Origin of the sequence: Streptomyces crystallinus (assembly GCF_039521265.1) — a bacterium.
GTDB lineage: Bacteria > Actinomycetota > Actinomycetes > Streptomycetales > Streptomycetaceae > Streptomyces > Streptomyces crystallinus.
Genome location: NZ_BAAACA010000014.1, coordinates 182,336 through 198,594, shown reverse-complemented (window position 1 = coordinate 198,594; position 16,259 = coordinate 182,336). Strand labels below are relative to the sequence as shown.

17 protein-coding genes are annotated in these 16,259 nt (G+C 70.3%); 6 read left to right on the top strand and 11 right to left on the bottom strand.

The features are described from left to right. Nucleotides 1–15 precede the first annotated feature (15 nt). From ABD236_RS11480 to ABD236_RS11465, 4 genes are all read right to left on the bottom strand, one after another. Nucleotides 16–2,184: a M4 family metallopeptidase gene (locus tag ABD236_RS11480; protein ID WP_344073191.1), complete on the bottom strand. Its 2,169-nt coding sequence runs from the start codon at nt 2,182–2,184 to the stop codon at nt 16–18. A 226-nt stretch (nt 2,185–2,410) separates the two neighbouring features. Continuing rightward, nucleotides 2,411–3,127, bottom strand: coding sequence for a hypothetical protein (locus ABD236_RS11475; RefSeq protein ID WP_344073189.1), 717 nt, complete (start codon nt 3,125–3,127; stop codon nt 2,411–2,413). Nucleotides 3,128–3,176: 49 nt separating this feature from the next. Then, complete coding sequence (locus tag ABD236_RS11470) at nt 3,177–4,553, bottom strand: FAD-dependent oxidoreductase (RefSeq protein WP_344073187.1); 1,377 nt, start codon at nt 4,551–4,553, stop codon at nt 3,177–3,179. A 61-nt stretch (nt 4,554–4,614) separates the two neighbouring features. After that, on the bottom strand, nt 4,615–5,766 hold the full coding sequence (locus ABD236_RS11465) for a terpene synthase family protein (protein WP_344073185.1): 1,152 nt from the start codon (nt 5,764–5,766) through the stop codon (nt 4,615–4,617). 417 nt (nt 5,767–6,183) lie between these two features. Here ABD236_RS11465 and ABD236_RS11460 point away from each other — a divergent pair, with 417 nt between their 5' ends. The 3 genes from ABD236_RS11460 (at nt 6,184) to ABD236_RS11450 (ending at nt 7,502) form a co-directional block, all read left to right on the top strand. Further along, on the top strand, nt 6,184–6,411 hold the full coding sequence (locus ABD236_RS11460) for a hypothetical protein (RefSeq protein ID WP_344073183.1): 228 nt from the start codon (nt 6,184–6,186) through the stop codon (nt 6,409–6,411). A gap of 13 nt (nt 6,412–6,424) precedes the next feature. Further along, nucleotides 6,425–6,769: a DUF1036 domain-containing protein gene (locus ABD236_RS11455; protein WP_344073181.1), complete on the top strand. Its 345-nt coding sequence runs from the start codon at nt 6,425–6,427 to the stop codon at nt 6,767–6,769. A gap of 118 nt (nt 6,770–6,887) precedes the next feature. Further along, nucleotides 6,888–7,502: a DUF3995 domain-containing protein gene (locus tag ABD236_RS11450; RefSeq protein WP_344073179.1), complete on the top strand. Its 615-nt coding sequence runs from the start codon at nt 6,888–6,890 to the stop codon at nt 7,500–7,502. 104 nt (nt 7,503–7,606) lie between these two features. On the opposite strand, the gene ABD236_RS11445 is transcribed toward ABD236_RS11450, so the two are convergent. Together ABD236_RS11445 and ABD236_RS11440 are read right to left on the bottom strand one after the other, a co-directional pair. Next, nucleotides 7,607–8,362, bottom strand: coding sequence for a bestrophin-like domain (locus ABD236_RS11445; RefSeq protein WP_344073177.1), 756 nt, complete (start codon nt 8,360–8,362; stop codon nt 7,607–7,609). Between the two features lie 15 nt (nt 8,363–8,377). Then, nucleotides 8,378–9,931, bottom strand: a complete 1,554-nt coding sequence (locus tag ABD236_RS11440) for a hypothetical protein (RefSeq protein ID WP_344073175.1) — start codon at nt 9,929–9,931, stop codon at nt 8,378–8,380. Between the two features lie 509 nt (nt 9,932–10,440). On the opposite strand from ABD236_RS11440, the gene ABD236_RS11435 reads away from it, so the two are divergent. Continuing rightward, the gene (locus tag ABD236_RS11435; protein WP_344073173.1) at nt 10,441–11,853 is read left to right on the top strand and encodes a family 2B encapsulin nanocompartment shell protein; all 1,413 of its coding nucleotides are present in this window, start codon (nt 10,441–10,443) and stop codon (nt 11,851–11,853) included. Nucleotides 11,854–12,021: 168 nt separating this feature from the next. On the opposite strand, the gene ABD236_RS11430 is transcribed toward ABD236_RS11435, so the two are convergent. Further along, nucleotides 12,022–12,414 (bottom strand): DUF3662 domain-containing protein, encoded by a 393-nt coding sequence (locus ABD236_RS11430; RefSeq protein WP_344073171.1) that lies wholly within the window; start codon nt 12,412–12,414, stop codon nt 12,022–12,024. Between the two features lie 42 nt (nt 12,415–12,456). After that, the gene (locus ABD236_RS11425; protein WP_344073168.1) at nt 12,457–12,603 is read right to left on the bottom strand and encodes a hypothetical protein; all 147 of its coding nucleotides are present in this window, start codon (nt 12,601–12,603) and stop codon (nt 12,457–12,459) included. Nucleotides 12,604–12,777: 174 nt separating this feature from the next. Between ABD236_RS11425 and ABD236_RS11420 the strand changes: the two genes are divergently transcribed. Further along, nucleotides 12,778–13,152 carry a peptidoglycan-binding domain-containing protein gene (locus ABD236_RS11420; RefSeq protein WP_344073166.1) on the top strand — a complete coding sequence of 125 codons (375 nt, stop codon included), beginning with the start codon at nt 12,778–12,780 and terminating at the stop codon, nt 13,150–13,152. A 67-nt stretch (nt 13,153–13,219) separates the two neighbouring features. Here ABD236_RS11420 and ABD236_RS11415 read toward each other — a convergent pair whose 3' ends face one another. Then, nucleotides 13,220–13,678, bottom strand: a complete 459-nt coding sequence (locus tag ABD236_RS11415) for a hypothetical protein (RefSeq protein ID WP_344073164.1) — start codon at nt 13,676–13,678, stop codon at nt 13,220–13,222. Nucleotides 13,679–13,792: 114 nt separating this feature from the next. Next, the gene (locus ABD236_RS11410) at nt 13,793–14,437 is read right to left on the bottom strand and encodes a hypothetical protein (protein WP_344073162.1); all 645 of its coding nucleotides are present in this window, start codon (nt 14,435–14,437) and stop codon (nt 13,793–13,795) included. A gap of 60 nt (nt 14,438–14,497) precedes the next feature. Here ABD236_RS11410 and ABD236_RS11405 point away from each other — a divergent pair, with 60 nt between their 5' ends. Beyond that, entirely contained in the window at nt 14,498–15,352 is an 855-nt protein-coding gene (locus ABD236_RS11405) for a GNAT family N-acetyltransferase (RefSeq protein WP_425543858.1), read from the top strand. 68 nt (nt 15,353–15,420) lie between these two features. On the opposite strand, the gene ABD236_RS11400 is transcribed toward ABD236_RS11405, so the two are convergent. Next, nucleotides 15,421–16,167, bottom strand: a complete 747-nt coding sequence (locus ABD236_RS11400; protein ID WP_344073158.1) for an endonuclease/exonuclease/phosphatase family protein — start codon at nt 16,165–16,167, stop codon at nt 15,421–15,423. Nucleotides 16,168–16,259: the final 92 nt, after the last annotated feature.

Sequence of the window (16,259 nt, the reverse complement as noted above, 5' to 3'; positions counted from 1 at the left end):
CTCAACGAGCGTGATTCAGCAGGCGCCGCCGTCCTTCCAGACGGCCCAGGAGCCGGGCGCGCCCGGTTCGGCGCCGGTCGAGTACCACTGCGAGGACCACTTGTGGCCGTTGTGCGCGACCTCGTCGCCGGGGACGTAACTGGTGCTCGCGCTCCAGGCCGGCAGGTTGCCGCAGCCCTGCGGCGGGCCGCCGTCGGTGATGGTCCAGGTGAAGGAGGTCGTGCCGGTGGCGTTGTCGGTGTTCTTGGCGGTGACGGTCACCGACGAGGTGCCGGCGGCGGTCGGAGTGCCGGTGATCAGGCCGGTGGAGGAGCCGATCGACAGCCCGGCGGGCAGACCGCTCGCGCTGTAGGTGAGTGCCTTGCCTCCCGGGTCGGTGGCCCGGATCTGCAAGGAGACGGCGGTGCCGACCGCGCCGCTCTGGTTGCCCGGGTTGGTCACCGAGGGCGAGCCCGGCTGGCTGTTGCAGCTGCCCGGGACGGGGTCCGCGCCGGTGACGCTGACCGCGGCCCAGGCCGCGTCGACGGTGTTGTACTCGGCGCAGTGCGTGCCGTACAGGTCGGCGGCGGCCTTCAGCGAGTCGATACGTGCCTGGTGGTAGTTCTCGCTGCTGTTGGCGTAGGAGGCCAGCGCCTTGTACCAGATCTTGGCGGCCTTGTCGTTGCCGAGTCCGGTGATCGTGGAGTTGTTGCAGGTGGGGCTGTTGCCGTAGCCGTGGTCGCCGCTGCCGACGGCCGTGAGGAAGAACCAGTGGTTCAGCGGGCCCATCGAGAAGTGCGGGTCGAGGCTGCCGTTGTTGCTGTCCCAGCAGTTGGGGGACCGGCCGTCGAGCGACGGGTTGTACATATAGCGCAGCGGCCGGTTGTCGCCGTTGATGTTGATGAGCTCGCCCATGGTGTAGTCGGGCTTGTCCACCGGGTTGTTGGCGTAGAACTCGACCATCGTGCCGAAGATGTCGCTGGTGCCCTCGTTCATACCGCCGGTCTCACCGGTCTCGTCCCACCCGGTGAGCGCGCCGCTGACGCCGTGGCTCATCTCGTGCCCCGCGACGTCGAGTTCGACCAGCGGACGCGCGTTGGACTGGCCGTCGCCGTATGTCATCTGGGACCCGTCCCAGAAGGCGTTCACATACGCGTTGCCGTAGTGCGTACGCGAGGGCACCCCCCGGCCGTCGCCGAAGATACCGCTGCGGCCCTGCACGTTCTTGTAGTAGTCGTACGTCTGTGCCGCCCCGTAGTGCGCGTCCGCGCCGGCGGACGCCGGGTCGCCGGTGGAGCCGTTGCCGAAGGTTCCGCTGGAGCTGGTGAAGACCGAACCCGTCCCGCTGGTGGCGTGGTTGAGGTTGGTCGTGTAGCCGTTGCCGTGCGAGGGGTCCTGCATCGAGTAGCCACTGCCGCTCTGGGTGACGTCGATCGAGACCCTGCCGCTGTAGATCGTCGCGCCCGTTCCCGCGACCGCGGGGGCAGCGGCGCCGGTCCTCGGCGCCGCTGCCGCAGCCGTGGCGTGCGCCGCCCCCTCTGCGGCGAACGTACTCACCTCGTCGCTGGTCCGTACGACCTTGCCCGTACGGGCGTCCACGAGGACGTGCAGTCGGCTCGGCGTCTGGTCCGGGCGCACACCCGCGACCACGGTCTCCCAGACCAGGGCGGCGTCGGTGCCCTTCATCCGCACCGCGAGATGCGAGGCGGAGACCGAGTCGACGCGGCCGCGGAACGCCTCCTTCGCCACCTGCGCGGCGCGGGACGCGGCCAGCCGGGGCTCGGTGGAGACCGCCCCCGTAGCCCGCGATCCGGTCGCCAGCGACCGGTAGGTGCCGTCCTTCTCCAGACGCACGACGACGTCGCCGCCGTAGGTCGGCAGCCCCTTGTACGTACGGTCGAAACGGACGGATGCCGCCCCGTCCCGGTCGACCACCAGGTTGCGCACCGAGAACGCGTCGCCGTCCGCCTTGTGGGCGTCCTTGGAGTGAGCCGCGAGCGCCTTCCGCGCGGCCTCCACGACACGGCTGCGGACGGCGGGCGCCGGATCAGCCGTGTAACCGGCCGCGCTGAACGCCCCGGTCCCGGCCCGCGCGGGCCCCGGGGACGACACGGGAGCCGCCGTGGCGGCGGGCAGGGCGATGGCGGACGCGGACACGCAGGCCAGCGTGACCGTCAGTAATCTCGCGGCTCTTCGTATGGCCATGGAAGTGGGGGTTCCTTTCACTTCGTGCAGGTGGGCGGGTCACGCGCGGGCGCGTCCGCCGGTGCTGGGCAGGTCGTTTCGGGGAGGCACGGCCTGCGGGTGCGCTGTCGGCACGGCTCTTGGGGGAGAGGCGCCGACGCATGAGTGTCCGGAACGGGCGGGCACGGCTGCCAGGCACTGCGCGCGGTGCGAGGGGTTTCCCTATCGGGGAAAGCGCGGGGGAGGCTCAGCGCTCGCTGTCCCCGGCCTCTCCACCTCGCTCGCGCGCCTCTCGCGCGGGCAGGCGCAGCATGACCACGCTGACGGCCGCCACCCACAGCCAGAAGAGGAAGAACGGCGTGACCGAGGGCAGGGACAACGGGGCCAGCCATCCGGCGCGTACGAGGGAGATCGCGCTTCCCGAGAGGGTGATGAGGCCTGCCGCGAACGCCGTCCACCCTGTCCAGGCCGGGAGTTCCCGGCTCCGGTGGATCGCGGCAGCCGCCGCCAGGAGGAAGAGCGCGAAGACGGTGAGCAGTCCGTAGAAGGTGTGCAGGCACGCTTCGGTGAAGGCCCGGAGCAGCGGCCACGACCGGGGGTCGTCGATGAGCTGCGGGGTGCTCGTCACGCTGAACATCGCGTTCACGACGAGCATGCCGGCCACGATGACGGTGGCCGACGTGCGGATGACGAAGGACAGCAGGGAGTCATGGGGCAGCCGGAGGGCCCGGGTGAGGGAGAAGGCGAACCAGATGCCCAGGAGCGCGCCGATGTTCGTGGAGAAGGTCTGGGCGAACGCTCCCGCCGAGTGCTGGTCGAACCAGGCCGCGTACTCCGCGTCGGAGTCACCGCGGACCGGCCAGAACTTCCAGGAGTCCCGGGTGGTGAGCAGGACGGCCAGGGAGAGCAGGAGGTTCGCGATTCCGGCCCAGGCACCTAACCTGATCTGCTGAGTTTGCGACATGTTCGACCGCCCTTCGCTTCTGCCGTTGGCTCCTGGCTGCTTGCTGGCTCTACCGGGGGCCGCCGCGCCGCGCCGCGGGTTCACCCTGTCCGGGGCCTCGGACCTTGAAGAGGACCTTGGCCAGCGTCCTCGGGCCGACGAGTGCGGTCGGTGGCTTGAGCATGTGATAAACGCTCAGGAACTCGCGGTACACCTCCGCGTCGACGACCGCCAGGCGCAGGAGCCGCCGTTTGTACCAGAGCGCGGGTCGCAGCCACAGCGGCAGCGAGCCGCGCTCGCGGTAGTGGTGCCACGCCAGGTCTTCGCTGACGGACATCAGCCAGGGAGTCCGTACGATCGCGGCGACCCGGCGCTGGGCCCGGCGCGCGACCGCGTCCAGGTCGTCCGCGCCCGCCAGGGTCTCGCCCAAGGCCTGGGCCTGGAGCACCGATACGGTCATGCCCTGCCCGAACACCGGGTCAAAGGCTGCCACCGAGTCGCCGATCGCCACCAGCCGCCGGGGCCACCGCCGCATCGCCGTGTACGCGTGGCGACGGTTCTCGGTGCGCTTGAACCCATGGACGCCGGCCTCTTTCACGGGCGTCGCGGACGCGAGGAGCTTGTCGAGGTCGGGGTTGCCCAGCTGCGCGGCGAACTCCCGCCAGCCCGTCTCGTCGGTGGGCGGGTGGTCGCCGAGAGCCCCGAAGACGGTCGCGAGCCAGCGTCCGCCCTCGATGCGCAGGACGAAGGCGCCCCGGGTCAGGTCCGGGGCGCTGTTCATGTGTTGCAGGGCTTCGAAGTCCTGGCTGGGGGCGTCGAAGGCCATGGTCGCGTACGCCAGCCCCGCGTCGACGACCTTCACCGCCGGCCGCGGATACCCCGCATCCACCAGCCACTGCGGCAGCTTCGAGAACCGGCCCGAGGCATCCACCACCAACGAGGCGTCCAGTATCTCGTCGTCCGCCAGCCGGACACCGACCACCTGGCTCGCGTCCGGGCTCCAGCGCAGCCCCGTGACGGGGGAGCGGTCGCGAAGCGTGACCTGCGGATGCTGTGCCACCCGTTGGCGCAGCGACCACTCCAGCAGGTCCCGCGAGAAGCCATGGGCCCGTACACCTGTCCGCGCGCGGGGCACGAGACCGGCGAACACCGTCGTCGAGGCGAACAGACCGTGGTCGAACAGCGGCGCTCCCGCCGCGATCAACTCGGCCTGGAGACCCGGGAACAGCACCTCCAACTGCTTCGCACCCCGCGCCAGCAACCCGTGCACGTGCCGCGCCTGCGGGACGCCGTCGCGTGGCCCTGCCACGGCCGGGAGCACGCCCGACTCCAGGAGGACGACACGCTCGAAGTGGTCGGCGAGTACCCGCGCGGCGGTCAGGCCCCCGATCCCCGCTCCGATGACCACCGCCTGCCCGGGGAACCGTATGCCCGCTGGGTTCGCCATGTTCATCCTCCAGTCATCAGGCCCCGGCGCCGACGCCCGCGCGGCGCGGGGCGCCGGGAGATCATGTGTCCAAGGCCGGCCCGGTGTGCGCGGAACCGGGGATGAGCTCTTCCAGATACCCGGGGTCGGCGGGCGGACAGGCATAGCGGCTCGTCGACATGCCCCAGTCGGCGTGGCCACGCATCCACGCCCGCAACAGGCCGACACACGCGGCCAGCGCCTGCTGTTGCGTACGGTCCAACTCCAGCGCCGCGCACAGTCCCGGCAGATCCTCTTCAGCCCGGTGAAAGTCGTCGAGGCGGCGGGTGAGGAGGGCCCGGGCTCGCGCAAGGGCCTCGTTGCGCGTCCGGGTGCGGGTGCGCGTCCGCTGGAGCACGGTGACCAGGTTGAGCAGGTCTCCCGCGGCGGTCTCCTTCTCGACGGTGAGGACGTCGTTCGTCCAGCACACGACGTCGGCGGCGGCCGTCAGCAGCCGCTGGTAGGTGCGGCTGAAGTACACCGAGGGCGCCAGTTCGGCAGCGCCCACGATCTCGATGAGATCGAACGTCACCAGGATCCCCCCGGCCGCCCGGCGCAGTACTCCGTACTCGGTCAGGTCGCAGAGGTCGCCAAGCCGGCGGTAGGCGGCCTGTTGCAGGTTGCCGGTGAGGTATTCCAGCACGTGCAGACGCAGTCGGCGGCGCAGCCCGCTCCCGGCCCGGTCGCGGGTCCGGGCCCACAGGTCGGCCAACGCGTCACCGATCGGCCCGGTGGCCGCGCGGCCGGAACCGGTGGACACCACGTCGGCGACGCCTGCCAGGAAGGCCTCGAACCGCTGCGGGTCCAGGGCGCTGCGACGGTCGTCGTTCTGGTCGTCGAGGAAGTCCAGCCAGGCGATCCAGTCGGTGGTGAGCAGCAGGTCGTCGACCGAGGCCGTCGGATGGACGCGCGCCGCGAAATCCCCCAGGCGCACGGAGGCGAGGCGGTCCTCGGCGGCGTCGGACCGCACCAGCCCGTGCCCGCGTGCCCACGCCACGACGTGGCTGTTCGCCAGGTCGGCGGCGCTCGCCAGGTCGGTGGCGGGAGACACGGGAGTACGAAGGGCCCAGATACCGTCGGGCAGCGCGTCGTGGCGGCGTCTGTCGAATCCGGGACGGCCGGTCGCGGGCGCCGCGCCAGCGGCGATCACGCCGGGCTGGGCATGCCGGGTGGCTCTGTCGGTTCCCGGCTTCATGGCAGACCCCCTTGGGCTGCCGTAGCTCCTGTGCCGAGCGCGCGGGCAGCCTGGTGCGGTGTCGAAGGAAACAGGCGCACGGTACTACTGCGGCGGACACAACCGAAGAGCCACGTCGCTCTCGTAGTCAACATTGAGGGGGTGGCGTCCTGATGCCTTCCATATGTCCTCGCGGCGCGACCTGGGGATCGCCGGCGCACCCCGTACCGCCGGTCACGTCAGTCGCGCCCCGCCCCACTGGGGGCGGGGCGCGTTGGCTTCCCGTACGGATGGCGCTCGCCCGTCGCGATATGTGCGACGTCCGCGCCCTCGCACGCCCTGTCACTCAACGAAGTTGGCTGTTTACGCTAAGTGTCCAGCTTGTTGGTATGTCGACGCCGGTCCACCGGCCCCGGCATGGAGCGCAGGAGGGGAAGCATGAGTGAACAACCCGAGGATGACACGGGCGTGGCGGCCCCCACGGATCTGGACGCGGAGGTCGCGAGCGCCGACCGGGCGACCGCCGCGCCCGTCGCGGCCGAGGAGGCCGTGGAAGTGGAGGCGGAGGGGGTGGCCCGCCACCGGCCGGGCCTCTTGCTGACCGAGGAGCACGCGCTGTCGGAGAGCGCGGGCCCGAGCTTCCGGCTCACTCCGACCGAGAGCTGAAGGGGGAGATCCGATGACGCTGTTCTTCCGCAACAGCTACAGCACGCTCGTGTCGGTGAGCTACATCAAGCGCTTCCCGAACTGCCCGGAGGGCTGGCTGAAGCGCGGCTGGTGGAACATCGGGCCGGGTGCCACGGTGGCCGTGGACGGCGCGAACGTGTCGGCCGTCAACCGCTTCTGGTACTTCCACGCCGAGGCCGCCGATGGCGCGGTATGGGCAGGGCCCGTCGTCACCTGTGTCACGAACACCGCCTTCGAGTGGTGCCTCAACCGGTGCGACCCACCCACTCGAAACGAGGGTTTCCGCGAGTTCGACGTCAATGGGTTCACGAACTACACCGTCAATCTGGTGCCCTGACCCCTGGAGGGAACGACGGCCGTGCCTGGGGAGATCCGTCGCGAGGTAGCCCGTATGGGGGAGGCCGATCGTCAGCGCGGATGACATCGCGTGCGTATGGCGCTGCCAGGATGGAGTCGTGACGATCAAGCTCTCTGTTGGCGACGAACCACACCCGGCCCCGGCCCGGGCACCCCGGCTACACCCGGGCGTTTGGCCGGGGTTCGCTGCGGCGGCATGGGGGCTCCTGTTCGCGGTACCCAGTTTCGTCTGGGCTACGGGAACGACCTTCGGAGCGCGTACGACGGTGTCACCGTCCCTGGTGAAACTCGCCGATGAGCGCGTGGCGTGGTTCGTGGCCGTCTTGTGGGTGACGGGTCTTCTGAAGGTCTTCGGAGCCCTCATCGGTATCGGCCTCGCACAGAGGCGCGGCAGACGGGTCGGCCGTCTCCTGGTGTTCTGCGGCGGCGGCGCGGCGGTGCTGCTCGTCTGGCACGGTTGTCTCTTCCTCGTTCATGGTGTGCTGGTCGAGGCCGGGATCCGCTCGGTCGCGCCTGACCTGGCCGGGCTGACTCTCTGGTATCTCTGCCTGTGGGGGCCGTGGTTCATCGTTGGCGGCCTGGCGTTCGCCGCCGCCACCTTGCGGTACGTCCGTCGACTGGATACGCGGATCGAGGTGCGCCGTTACGGTGCGGTGGGTGCACTGGGGGCGTTGCTGCTGTCGCTGGGATCAATGATCACCGGGATCGGCTGACGGCCCCGCACAGGCCGCCGAGCAGCCCTGCCGGCTCCACCGGGCGAGGAAAGGGCGCCCGAGCATCTCCTCGTCCCGGCCGCGGTGGAGAACACCGCGTGCCGTCACGCCGGGAAGTAGCGCGTGAAGGCGGAGGGGTCGGTGCCGAGGATGTCGCCGAACGGGGCGTCGAGTTCGCGGATGAGCAGCACCAGAAACGTGATCAATCCGGCCAGGCCCATGACCATCACGATGTGCGTCAGGCTGCGGCGGATGCCGAAGATGAACATGAAGGCGACGGTCAACACCCCGCCCATGATCAGGCCGAGCCACAGAACGGGGGAGAGGCTGCTCTGTGCATCGCCTTCTCGCCCGCGCCGTGCCTCGTCGAGGGTGCCCAGTTGCGACAGGATCTCCTGGAGGGCGAGCTGCTGGGCGGGCGTGGCCGTGGCCGGGAGCCGGCTCGCCGCGCGCAGCTGCTCCAGCGTTCTCCAGCCCTCGGGGCCGAGGCTCTCGCCTGCTGTCATGCGCGGCCACTCGGTGGTGACGACCTGATGCGCGTACTGCTGGGAGGCGGCGCGCACCTGCGCGCGCTCGGCCGGGGGCAGGGCCTCGGCGAGCAGGTACGTCTCGTGCAGCGCGCTGGATTCGGCCTGCACGTGGGAGGAGGCACTGCTGCTGGTCTCCCACACGGACACGAGGGCGAGCCCCAGTACGAGCGCGTAGAGGACGCCGACCATCATCGAGATGTACTCGGCGACGTCCTCGCGCGGCTCCTCGTCGGGGTCCGGTGGAAAGAGGCGGCCTTTGACGACGACCACCGCGGCGGCGACCATGGCCGCTCCCACGACGACGGCGAGGCTCTGCAAGGTGTTCGGCACGGAATTCCCCTTGGATCACGGGCGGCGTGAGCCCAGCAGCGCAGCCGCGAGCGCGCCGGGAACGAGGAGGAGCAACAGGACGACCACCATGGACATGTCCGGGGATTCCTTGCTGCCGCGCGGCAGCTTCGGGGGGATCGCCAGTTGTTGTACGCCGCCACGGGGCGGCTGGGGCGGCCGGGGCGGCGGGGGTTGGGGAGGCGCGACCGGAGCCGGAGGCTGCACGGGCGCGGCGCCGACGACACCCCCACCGGGCCCTGGTGGGACAGCGGGGGCCGCAGGCGGTACGGCAGGGATCGCGGGCGGTACGGCCGCGGCTCCGGGGGGTGCTCCGGGGAGGTCCGGCGGTGCCGCGGGCGGTGCCGGGGGAACTCCGGGCGGCGCCCCAGGGCCAGGCGGTACTGCGGCGATGCCGGGCGGCGCCAGGGGCACCGGGGGTACCGCAGGTGCCAGTGCGCCGGGAGGTGGCACAGGGCCGGGAGCGGTCAGGGGCGCGGTGAAGAGAGACGGCGGCGCGGCGGCACCGAGCGGCGCCCCCGGAGCGGGCGCGCCGGGTGCCGCGGGCGGCTGCCCCAGCGGTGTGGCGGTACCCCCCAACACCAGGGAGCGGGGGAAGGGGAAGGGCACGGCGGGCACGGCCGGCGCGGCAGGTCTCGCCGCACCCGGCACGGTGGGCGACCGCTGTGCTGAGGGGGCACCGCGAGGCCGGGGAGACACCGAACCGGGAACCCGCGGGCCGGAAGCCTGCGGGCCCGGTAGGAGCGGCGGGGGCATGGCCGGGGGAGGGAGAAGGGTGAAGGAGGTGTCGGCGTGAGCGGTGAGGACCGGCGGCCCCTCATCGCCCCCTGCCGGACCGAGGGTGACCGTCCAGTCGCTGCCGCCGGCCGTGCCCGCGCTGTGGTACGTACCCGGGGGCCGGCCGACCTGCGCCGTACACGTCACGGTCATGCCCGGCGAGAGCTCGGGAACGCCGGCCCGGCCGCCGCAGTCGATACGGCCCGGCGCCAGCACGGGATCGGTCAACTGGATGTCGTACACCGCCCTGTTGCCGGGGTTGGTCAGGACGTAACGCACCTCGGCCTCGGTGAAACTGGTGAGCCGGGAGCTCTCGGCCAGCGAAAGCCTCCCGCCCACTCCCGTATAGCCGCTGCGCGCCGAAGCCTTCATTCCCATCGCCAGGGAGGGGACGGTGCCGCTGGCTACGGTCCATCCGATGTGGAGGCCGGGCACGGCGGGAAACCGGGCCGTGCAGACGGTGCTCGACAGGGCCCGCAGGTGACCCGGCTGGGCGGAGCCGCCGCAGTCGATGGTGGAGGGCGGCACGTCCGGGTCGGCGAGGCGTACGGAGGACAGGTCGGCCCCGCTGCGGTTGGTCAGCCGGTAGACCTTGACCACGGGCGCTCCCACCCGGATGCCGGGCTGGAGCGCGCCCAGTCCCGGGCGGGTGTTCACGGTGACCGTCAGCTGAAGGCCGTGCTCACCGACTCCGCCGGCGCGGGCCGTCGGCGCGTGAGCTGTCAGCGTGCCGAGCAGCGCGGCGGCGAAGGTGCAGACGGCGACGAACGCCATGCTTCGGCCTGCCGGATGTGTGCGGCGCAGCCTCATCCCGGCACCCCTTCCTCGGCGACCGCTGTCACAGGGATGGTCACCGCGGAGCGCCCGCCGGGGCTGTAGGCATGCCGGGCTGATCGTATTTCCTGCTCGATGTCGCCCTGATGGCCGATCGTCGACGCGCGCCCGGCGGCGCGGCGCCGTCCGGCAGGCCGCCCGCGACCGCCAAGAAGTCGACGGCCCTCATTGCAGCGGCTCATAAGGTTAATGGAAACGCCTGAAAGAGAGGAAATACCGCTGACTGAAGAATGCTCAATCCATATGGAAGGATGCTCCATCCGTATGTACTACCGGCACTTCGGTGAGAAATCCCGGGCTTTCGTTCGTACCTCCGAGCGAGGGGTTAAAGTCCTCGTCGCTCAGGCGTGAGAAAGGAAATTCATTCACCCTCCGGTGTGGTGACACGAATGGTGATCCGGGCGGATTCTGGTGGCGGCAGATCCCGTATGTCAGCGGAGGGTTTTATCATGTCAGTTGATTCCGACCAGGAAGTGCGGGCCGGAGGGCTTCCCCGTCAACAGAGCCTTGGTACGGCGGCCGCGCGCAAGCTGGCGACCACCACCAAGTCCGTGCCGCAGATGCAGGAGATCAGCTCCCGGTGGCTGCTGCGGATGCTGCCGTGGGTGCAGGTGCAGGGCGGCACGTACCGGGTGAACCGGCGGCTTGCCTTCGAGGTGGGGGACGGCCGTGTCACCTTCGTCCAGACCGGCGACCGCACCGAGGTCATCCCGGCGGAGCTCGGGGAGCTGCCCGCGCTGCGCGACTACGCGGACGACGGTGTGCTGCACGAGCTGGCGAGCCGCTGCGAGCAGCGCGAGTACCCGGCGGGCACGGTCCTGGCCACGGCCGGGGATCCGCAGGACATGGTCTTCCTGCTGGCCCACGGCCGCGTACAGAAGGTCGGCAGGGGCCCCTACGGCGATGAGACGGTGCTGGGAGCCCTCGCGGACGGCGCCTACTTCGGTGAAGCCGCCCTGACCGGGCAGCCCCAGGTGTGGGAGAACTCGTTCAGGACGGCCACTCCCTGTACGGTCCTGACGCTGTCCCGGGCAGACGTCGACAACCTCGCCGAGCGTGCCGAGACGCTGCGCGCGCACCTCGACGGTGCGGCGGTCGTCCCGCAGCAGCGCACCAACAAGTACGGCGAGGCGGCCATCGACCTGTCGGCCGGCCATGTCGGCGAGTCGGTGATCCCGCACACGTACGTGGACTACGAGGGCGCGCCGCGTGAGTACGAACTCTCCGTCGCGCAGACGGTGTTGAAGGTCCACAGCCGGGTCTCGGACCTCTACAACCACCCGATGAACCAGACCGAGCAGCAGTTGCGGCTCACGGTGGAGGCGCTGCGCGAGCGCCAGGAGGACGAGCTCGTCAACAACCGCGAGTTCGGGTTGCTCGCCAACTGCGACTACGGGCAGCGCATCCAGCCCCACGAGGGGGTGCCGAGCCCGGACGACATGGACGAACTGCTCTCCCGGCGCCGGGGCAGCAAGCTCTTCCTGGCCCACCCGCGCGCGATCGCCGCGTTCGGCCGCGAGTGCAACAAGCGGGGTCTGGTGCCGGAGTCCATGGACGTCAATGGCCACCGCATCCCCACCTGGCGCGGTGTCCCGATCTTCCCGTGCAACAAGATCCCGGTCAGCGACGCCCGGACGACCTCGATCCTGTGCATGCGTACCGGCGAGGACGAGCAGGGTGTCATCGGGCTCCAGCAGAGCGGCATCCCGGACGAGATCGAACCCAGCCTGTCCGTCCGCTTCATGGGCATCGACGAGCAGGCGATCATCTCCTACCTGGTCACCGCCTACTACTCCGCCGCGATCCTCGTCCCGGACGCCCTCGGGGTGATGGAGAACGTGGAAGTCAGCCGCTGGCACTGAGGCAACCCGGCCCCGGGGGAACCGGCCCTTCCCCCGGGGCGCCGGCGCTGGCGCGTCGCTGCTTCCAGGAACGGCACGCTCGCATCGATGAAGGTCCATGAACGCGGGTATGTCCGTCGTGCCGAGTCGGTTGACGCCCTGCTCGTCACACCGTCCGACGGCCGTGTTTCAGCCCTCCGTCGGGAAGGCATCGGCGCGTACATGGGGCATGGGGGTGCTGTACACCCGGTAGGGATCGCCGGGAGGAAGCGAAGTCGCTGTGATGCGTATGGTCAACGGCCCCGCCCACTCATACCCCTGGCGCCGCCCATGGCGTACGAGGTCGTCCGTCAGCACCTCTCCCACGTCGGCGCAGCCGTGGCGTACCAACTCCGCGTACACCACCGTGTCCAGCTCCACCGCGTAGGCGTTCGGGACGACCACGCGGGCCTGGCTGCACACCACGGCGTGGCTGTCGCACTCGTCGTGCAGCGCGCCGACCAACTCGACCGGTTCCTGCCGGTGGACCTTGGAGAGCAGAGCGCTCTGCCACCGCTCCAGGGCCCGCTCCCAACGCGTCAACGTTCCCCACGCTATACCCATGGCCGTCCCCTCACCCCCGCCTCACTGGCGCCCGCGCAGCCGCCCGAAGAGCTTGCGCGCCTGGTCGCGCTTGCGCGGGTCGGCGGCGGCGCGCCGGGCCGATGCGATCGCCCGCTGTCCCTGGGGAGTACGGGTGAACTGCTTGATACGCGTGATCAATCCGGACATGTGACCCTCCCTCGACCTGTGTGGGGATCGTCTACCCGGCAACGTCGCAACGATGCCCGACGGGCGCGTAACGCGTCCCCGCGGCCCGGCCAGGCTCGTGTTGGCGACCTGTTAGAGGACCACGGCAAACTCCGGAGACCAGCGATCCATGCTCTTTCTCGCACTGGAGTTACCTTGAGCAACACCATCAAGCGTCGTGGCGCCTTCGTCTTCGCGACCGCCGCCCTGGCCACTGTCGCCGCCCTGGGCGGTACCGCCCAGGCCGTCCCCAACTCCGGCTCCCTCTGGGTCGGCTACGGCAAGGCCAACGCGTACAACAGCGTGCTGTGCGTCCAGAAGATCTCCAACTCGCTGCACTACCAGACCGGGTACCACGTCGTCGCCGAGGACGGCGCCTTCGGCCAGGACACCAATGGGGCGGTGTACGCCCTCCAGCACTGGGCGGGCCTTCAGGAGGACGGTGTGGTCGGCCCCAAGACCGGCGACGCCATCCTCTCGGCGACCAAGGACATGTACGGCTGCTACGCCTACCTGCCCAGCACCCACTGATTTCCGCCACCTTCCTGGCGGCACCCCACCAGGTGCCCCAGGAAGCCCGGCGGCGGCGTTAACGTACTCATGCCATCCGAGTACATCCCGAGGACAGTGGCGTCATCACGGCGGAGAACCCGTCCCATTCGGCGAACCTCTCGAACGAGAGCACCGGTCCCTCTTCGCCCTGGACGGCCGCGCAGATGTATGCGGGGTGGACCCTGCCCATGGTCAGGTAGTCCAGTTCGTAGAACGCGTCCGTGGCACTGCAGAGGATTCCGGGCTCGGACGCCGAGTACATGATGAACGCGTGCGTGGAGTCCAGGAGCCGGTTGGACTTCGCCCAGTCGACGGCCGACTGGCCCGACCATCCGTTCTCCTGGTAGTCGAACGACGAGAACGGGATGCTGTGCCAGTCCAGCCGGGAGGGGCCCCATGGCAGGGTGCACAGATACTCGTCGAACGAGCGGCTCGATGCGACGGGGAGCGGGGTCGCCCGTCCTTTCTCGATCCAGTTCGAGAGGTGTTCGGATTCTATGTACATGGTCGCCCGGGATGTGAATGGCACGCCGAGAAGACTCGGGACCCAATTCGCTGCGCTTCTTCGGCCTGTTGAAATTCTGTCGCCAGTTTACATGGAGGCCCTTCTTCAGGTCTCTCAGCGGCTGCCGCCGCCACGGCCACGCCCCCAGCGGCGGTGGTCAGCGCGACCGCTGGGGGGTGGTTGAGGTCCGTGGATGTCGTGCCGTACGGCGGTCAGGTCTGCAGTGCCGCCAGCTGCTTCTTGGCTTCGGCGAGCTTCGGCCCGTAGCTGGCGTGGTCCGCCGCGTCCAGTGGCGTGTAGAGGTCCACGGCCTCCCGCAGGAGGGCGATGGCAGTTGGTGGCGAGGGTGCGGAGGTTGTCGGTGGCGGCGAGGGTGAGGTCGGTTGCCTTGGGCTGGAGTTCGGTTTTGGCTGCGAGGTCGATGGCGACCGCGATTTGTGCCCAGGAGATGCGGTAGGTGAGTTCGTCGTCGCCGGGGTTTTCGGCGGCGAGTTTCCGGTACAGGCCGATGGCCTCTTCGCCGACAGCGGTCGCCTCTTCCCACCGACCGGCCCCGGCCAGGAAGGCCGCCCCCGGCGACACCTCCCACTCCGCCAATTGGCGCCGGTAGCTCGGATAGTCGGTTGTCATGGGGCGCAGGGCCTGGACCGCGTCCAGCGGCAGCTGGGCGCCGACCTCTTTGTTCTTGAGGAGGGTGATGAAGGTTCCCGCAATGTTGATCAGCGCGGCGACTCCGTCGGTCAGATTGTTCTCCTTCACCTCCTCCGAGTAGTGGATGACTGCCCTCTCAGGTGCGACATGCTCATGCCCCATGGTGAGATGCGTGGCATGAGTGACTCGCTATGTGTCCGGATCGAGCAGTACTACGCCGCGGTGCCCCTGCTGTTCGCAGACGCCGAGGTATTTGGCCCGTTGCGGCTGTTCGTACGGAAGGAACCAGGCACCCCGTACTACGGCGGCCCGAGCCACGCGCAGCCCGTCGCGGGCGACGGCGTGGCCAGCACCGGCGACGACATCGCCCGAGTGCGTGCCCGGCAGCGCGAACTCGGCGTACCGGAAGCCTTCGAGTGGCTCGCCCAGACGGCTCCGGCGCTGCGTTCCCGTATCGAGGCCGCCGGGCTCCCCGTGGACGAGCGGCCGCTCATGGTCCTCGACCCACACCGTCCGCTGCCCGAGCCACCTCTGCCCGACGGCGTCACGCTGCGCGTGGTGACGGACGACGACCCGGCTCTGCCCCAGGTGCTGGCGCTGCCCCGCTTGGCCTTCGCGGAGGTGGGCACCGCGGTCGGTCCGGCGGGTCCCGCTGAGCTGTCGGCGACGGCCGAGGACCTGGTCGAGGACGGCACGGTCGAGGCGGCCAGGCCCACCCTCCTCGCCGGGCACAAAGTCCTCATAGCCGCCTTCGCGCCGGACGACACGCCTCTCGCGGCCGGCCACTACCACCCGGCCGAAGGCGCCACCGAGATCGGCGGCGTCGCCACCCTCCCCACCGCCCGCCGCCAGGGCCTGGGCGCGGCTGTCACGGCTGCCTTGGCCGCTCACGCCCGCGACCACGGGGTGCGGACGGTGTTCCTCGCGTACGCGGACGAATCCATCGCCCGCATATACGCCCACCTGGGCTTCCGGCCTGCGGGGGTCACCCTTCTGATCGCCAATCAGCCGGCCCGGTCGTAGGGTCACAGGTCGGCTCAAGGCCCGGCTCGACGCCCGGCTGACCTGCCAGAGCCTGCGGAATGACGTGGCTAGGCGGGCGGCACCCGCAAAGCGGCCAGCACCGGCAGATGGTCCGTCGCCGCCCGCAGGTCCTGTTCCGAGACGCCGGCGAGGCCCATCGGCACTCCGCACCCCAGCACCTGAATGCCGTCCGTCGCGAAGACGGCGTCGATGCGCTGGAGCGGATCGCCCAGCCGGGTGGTGTGCTCGCGCCCCCACGGCTTCGTCGCCCAGCCGTCCTGGAGGGCACCGGCGAGCAGGCCGAAGGTGTCGCCGTCGGGCCGGTCGTTGAGGTCGCCCGCGGCTACGGCGTGCGGGACGTTCAGCGCGGAGAGCCTCTCCAGGAGCAGGCGGCCCTGTTCGTACCGCTCCTGGTCGTCGATGCTGAGGTGGCAGCTGAGCACGCCGAGCCGGGCCCGGCCGAAGCGCAGCACGGCGGTGGCGAAGCCGCGCTGGTGCAGACCGGGGGTGCGGGGGAGCAGGACGTCCTCGGTGTGCTCCACGTGGGCGCGGAGCGAGGAGAGGATCATGGGGCCGGAGGCGGTGGCGCCGCCCGCCACGTACACGAGGTCGGATGTCCTCGCGAGGCGGGCAGCGGCCTTGCGCCAGCGGAAGAACCGGGGCGCCTCCTGGACGCAGACCACGTCGGGTCGGCAGGCGCGGATCACCCGGGCCAGGGCCGTGACGTCGTCGCGCATCGAGCGGATGTTGTAGCTGAGCAGGCGCACGACCGCGGAGCCGTCGGGCTCCGTCGCCGAGCTGGGCAGATCCTCCACGCTTCCCCTTTCTTCCCTGTGGGGCGGGTTTCCCTGTGTGGCGGGCAGCCGCCCAAGAGGCGATCGCGAACATCTCCATCTATACCCGAAAC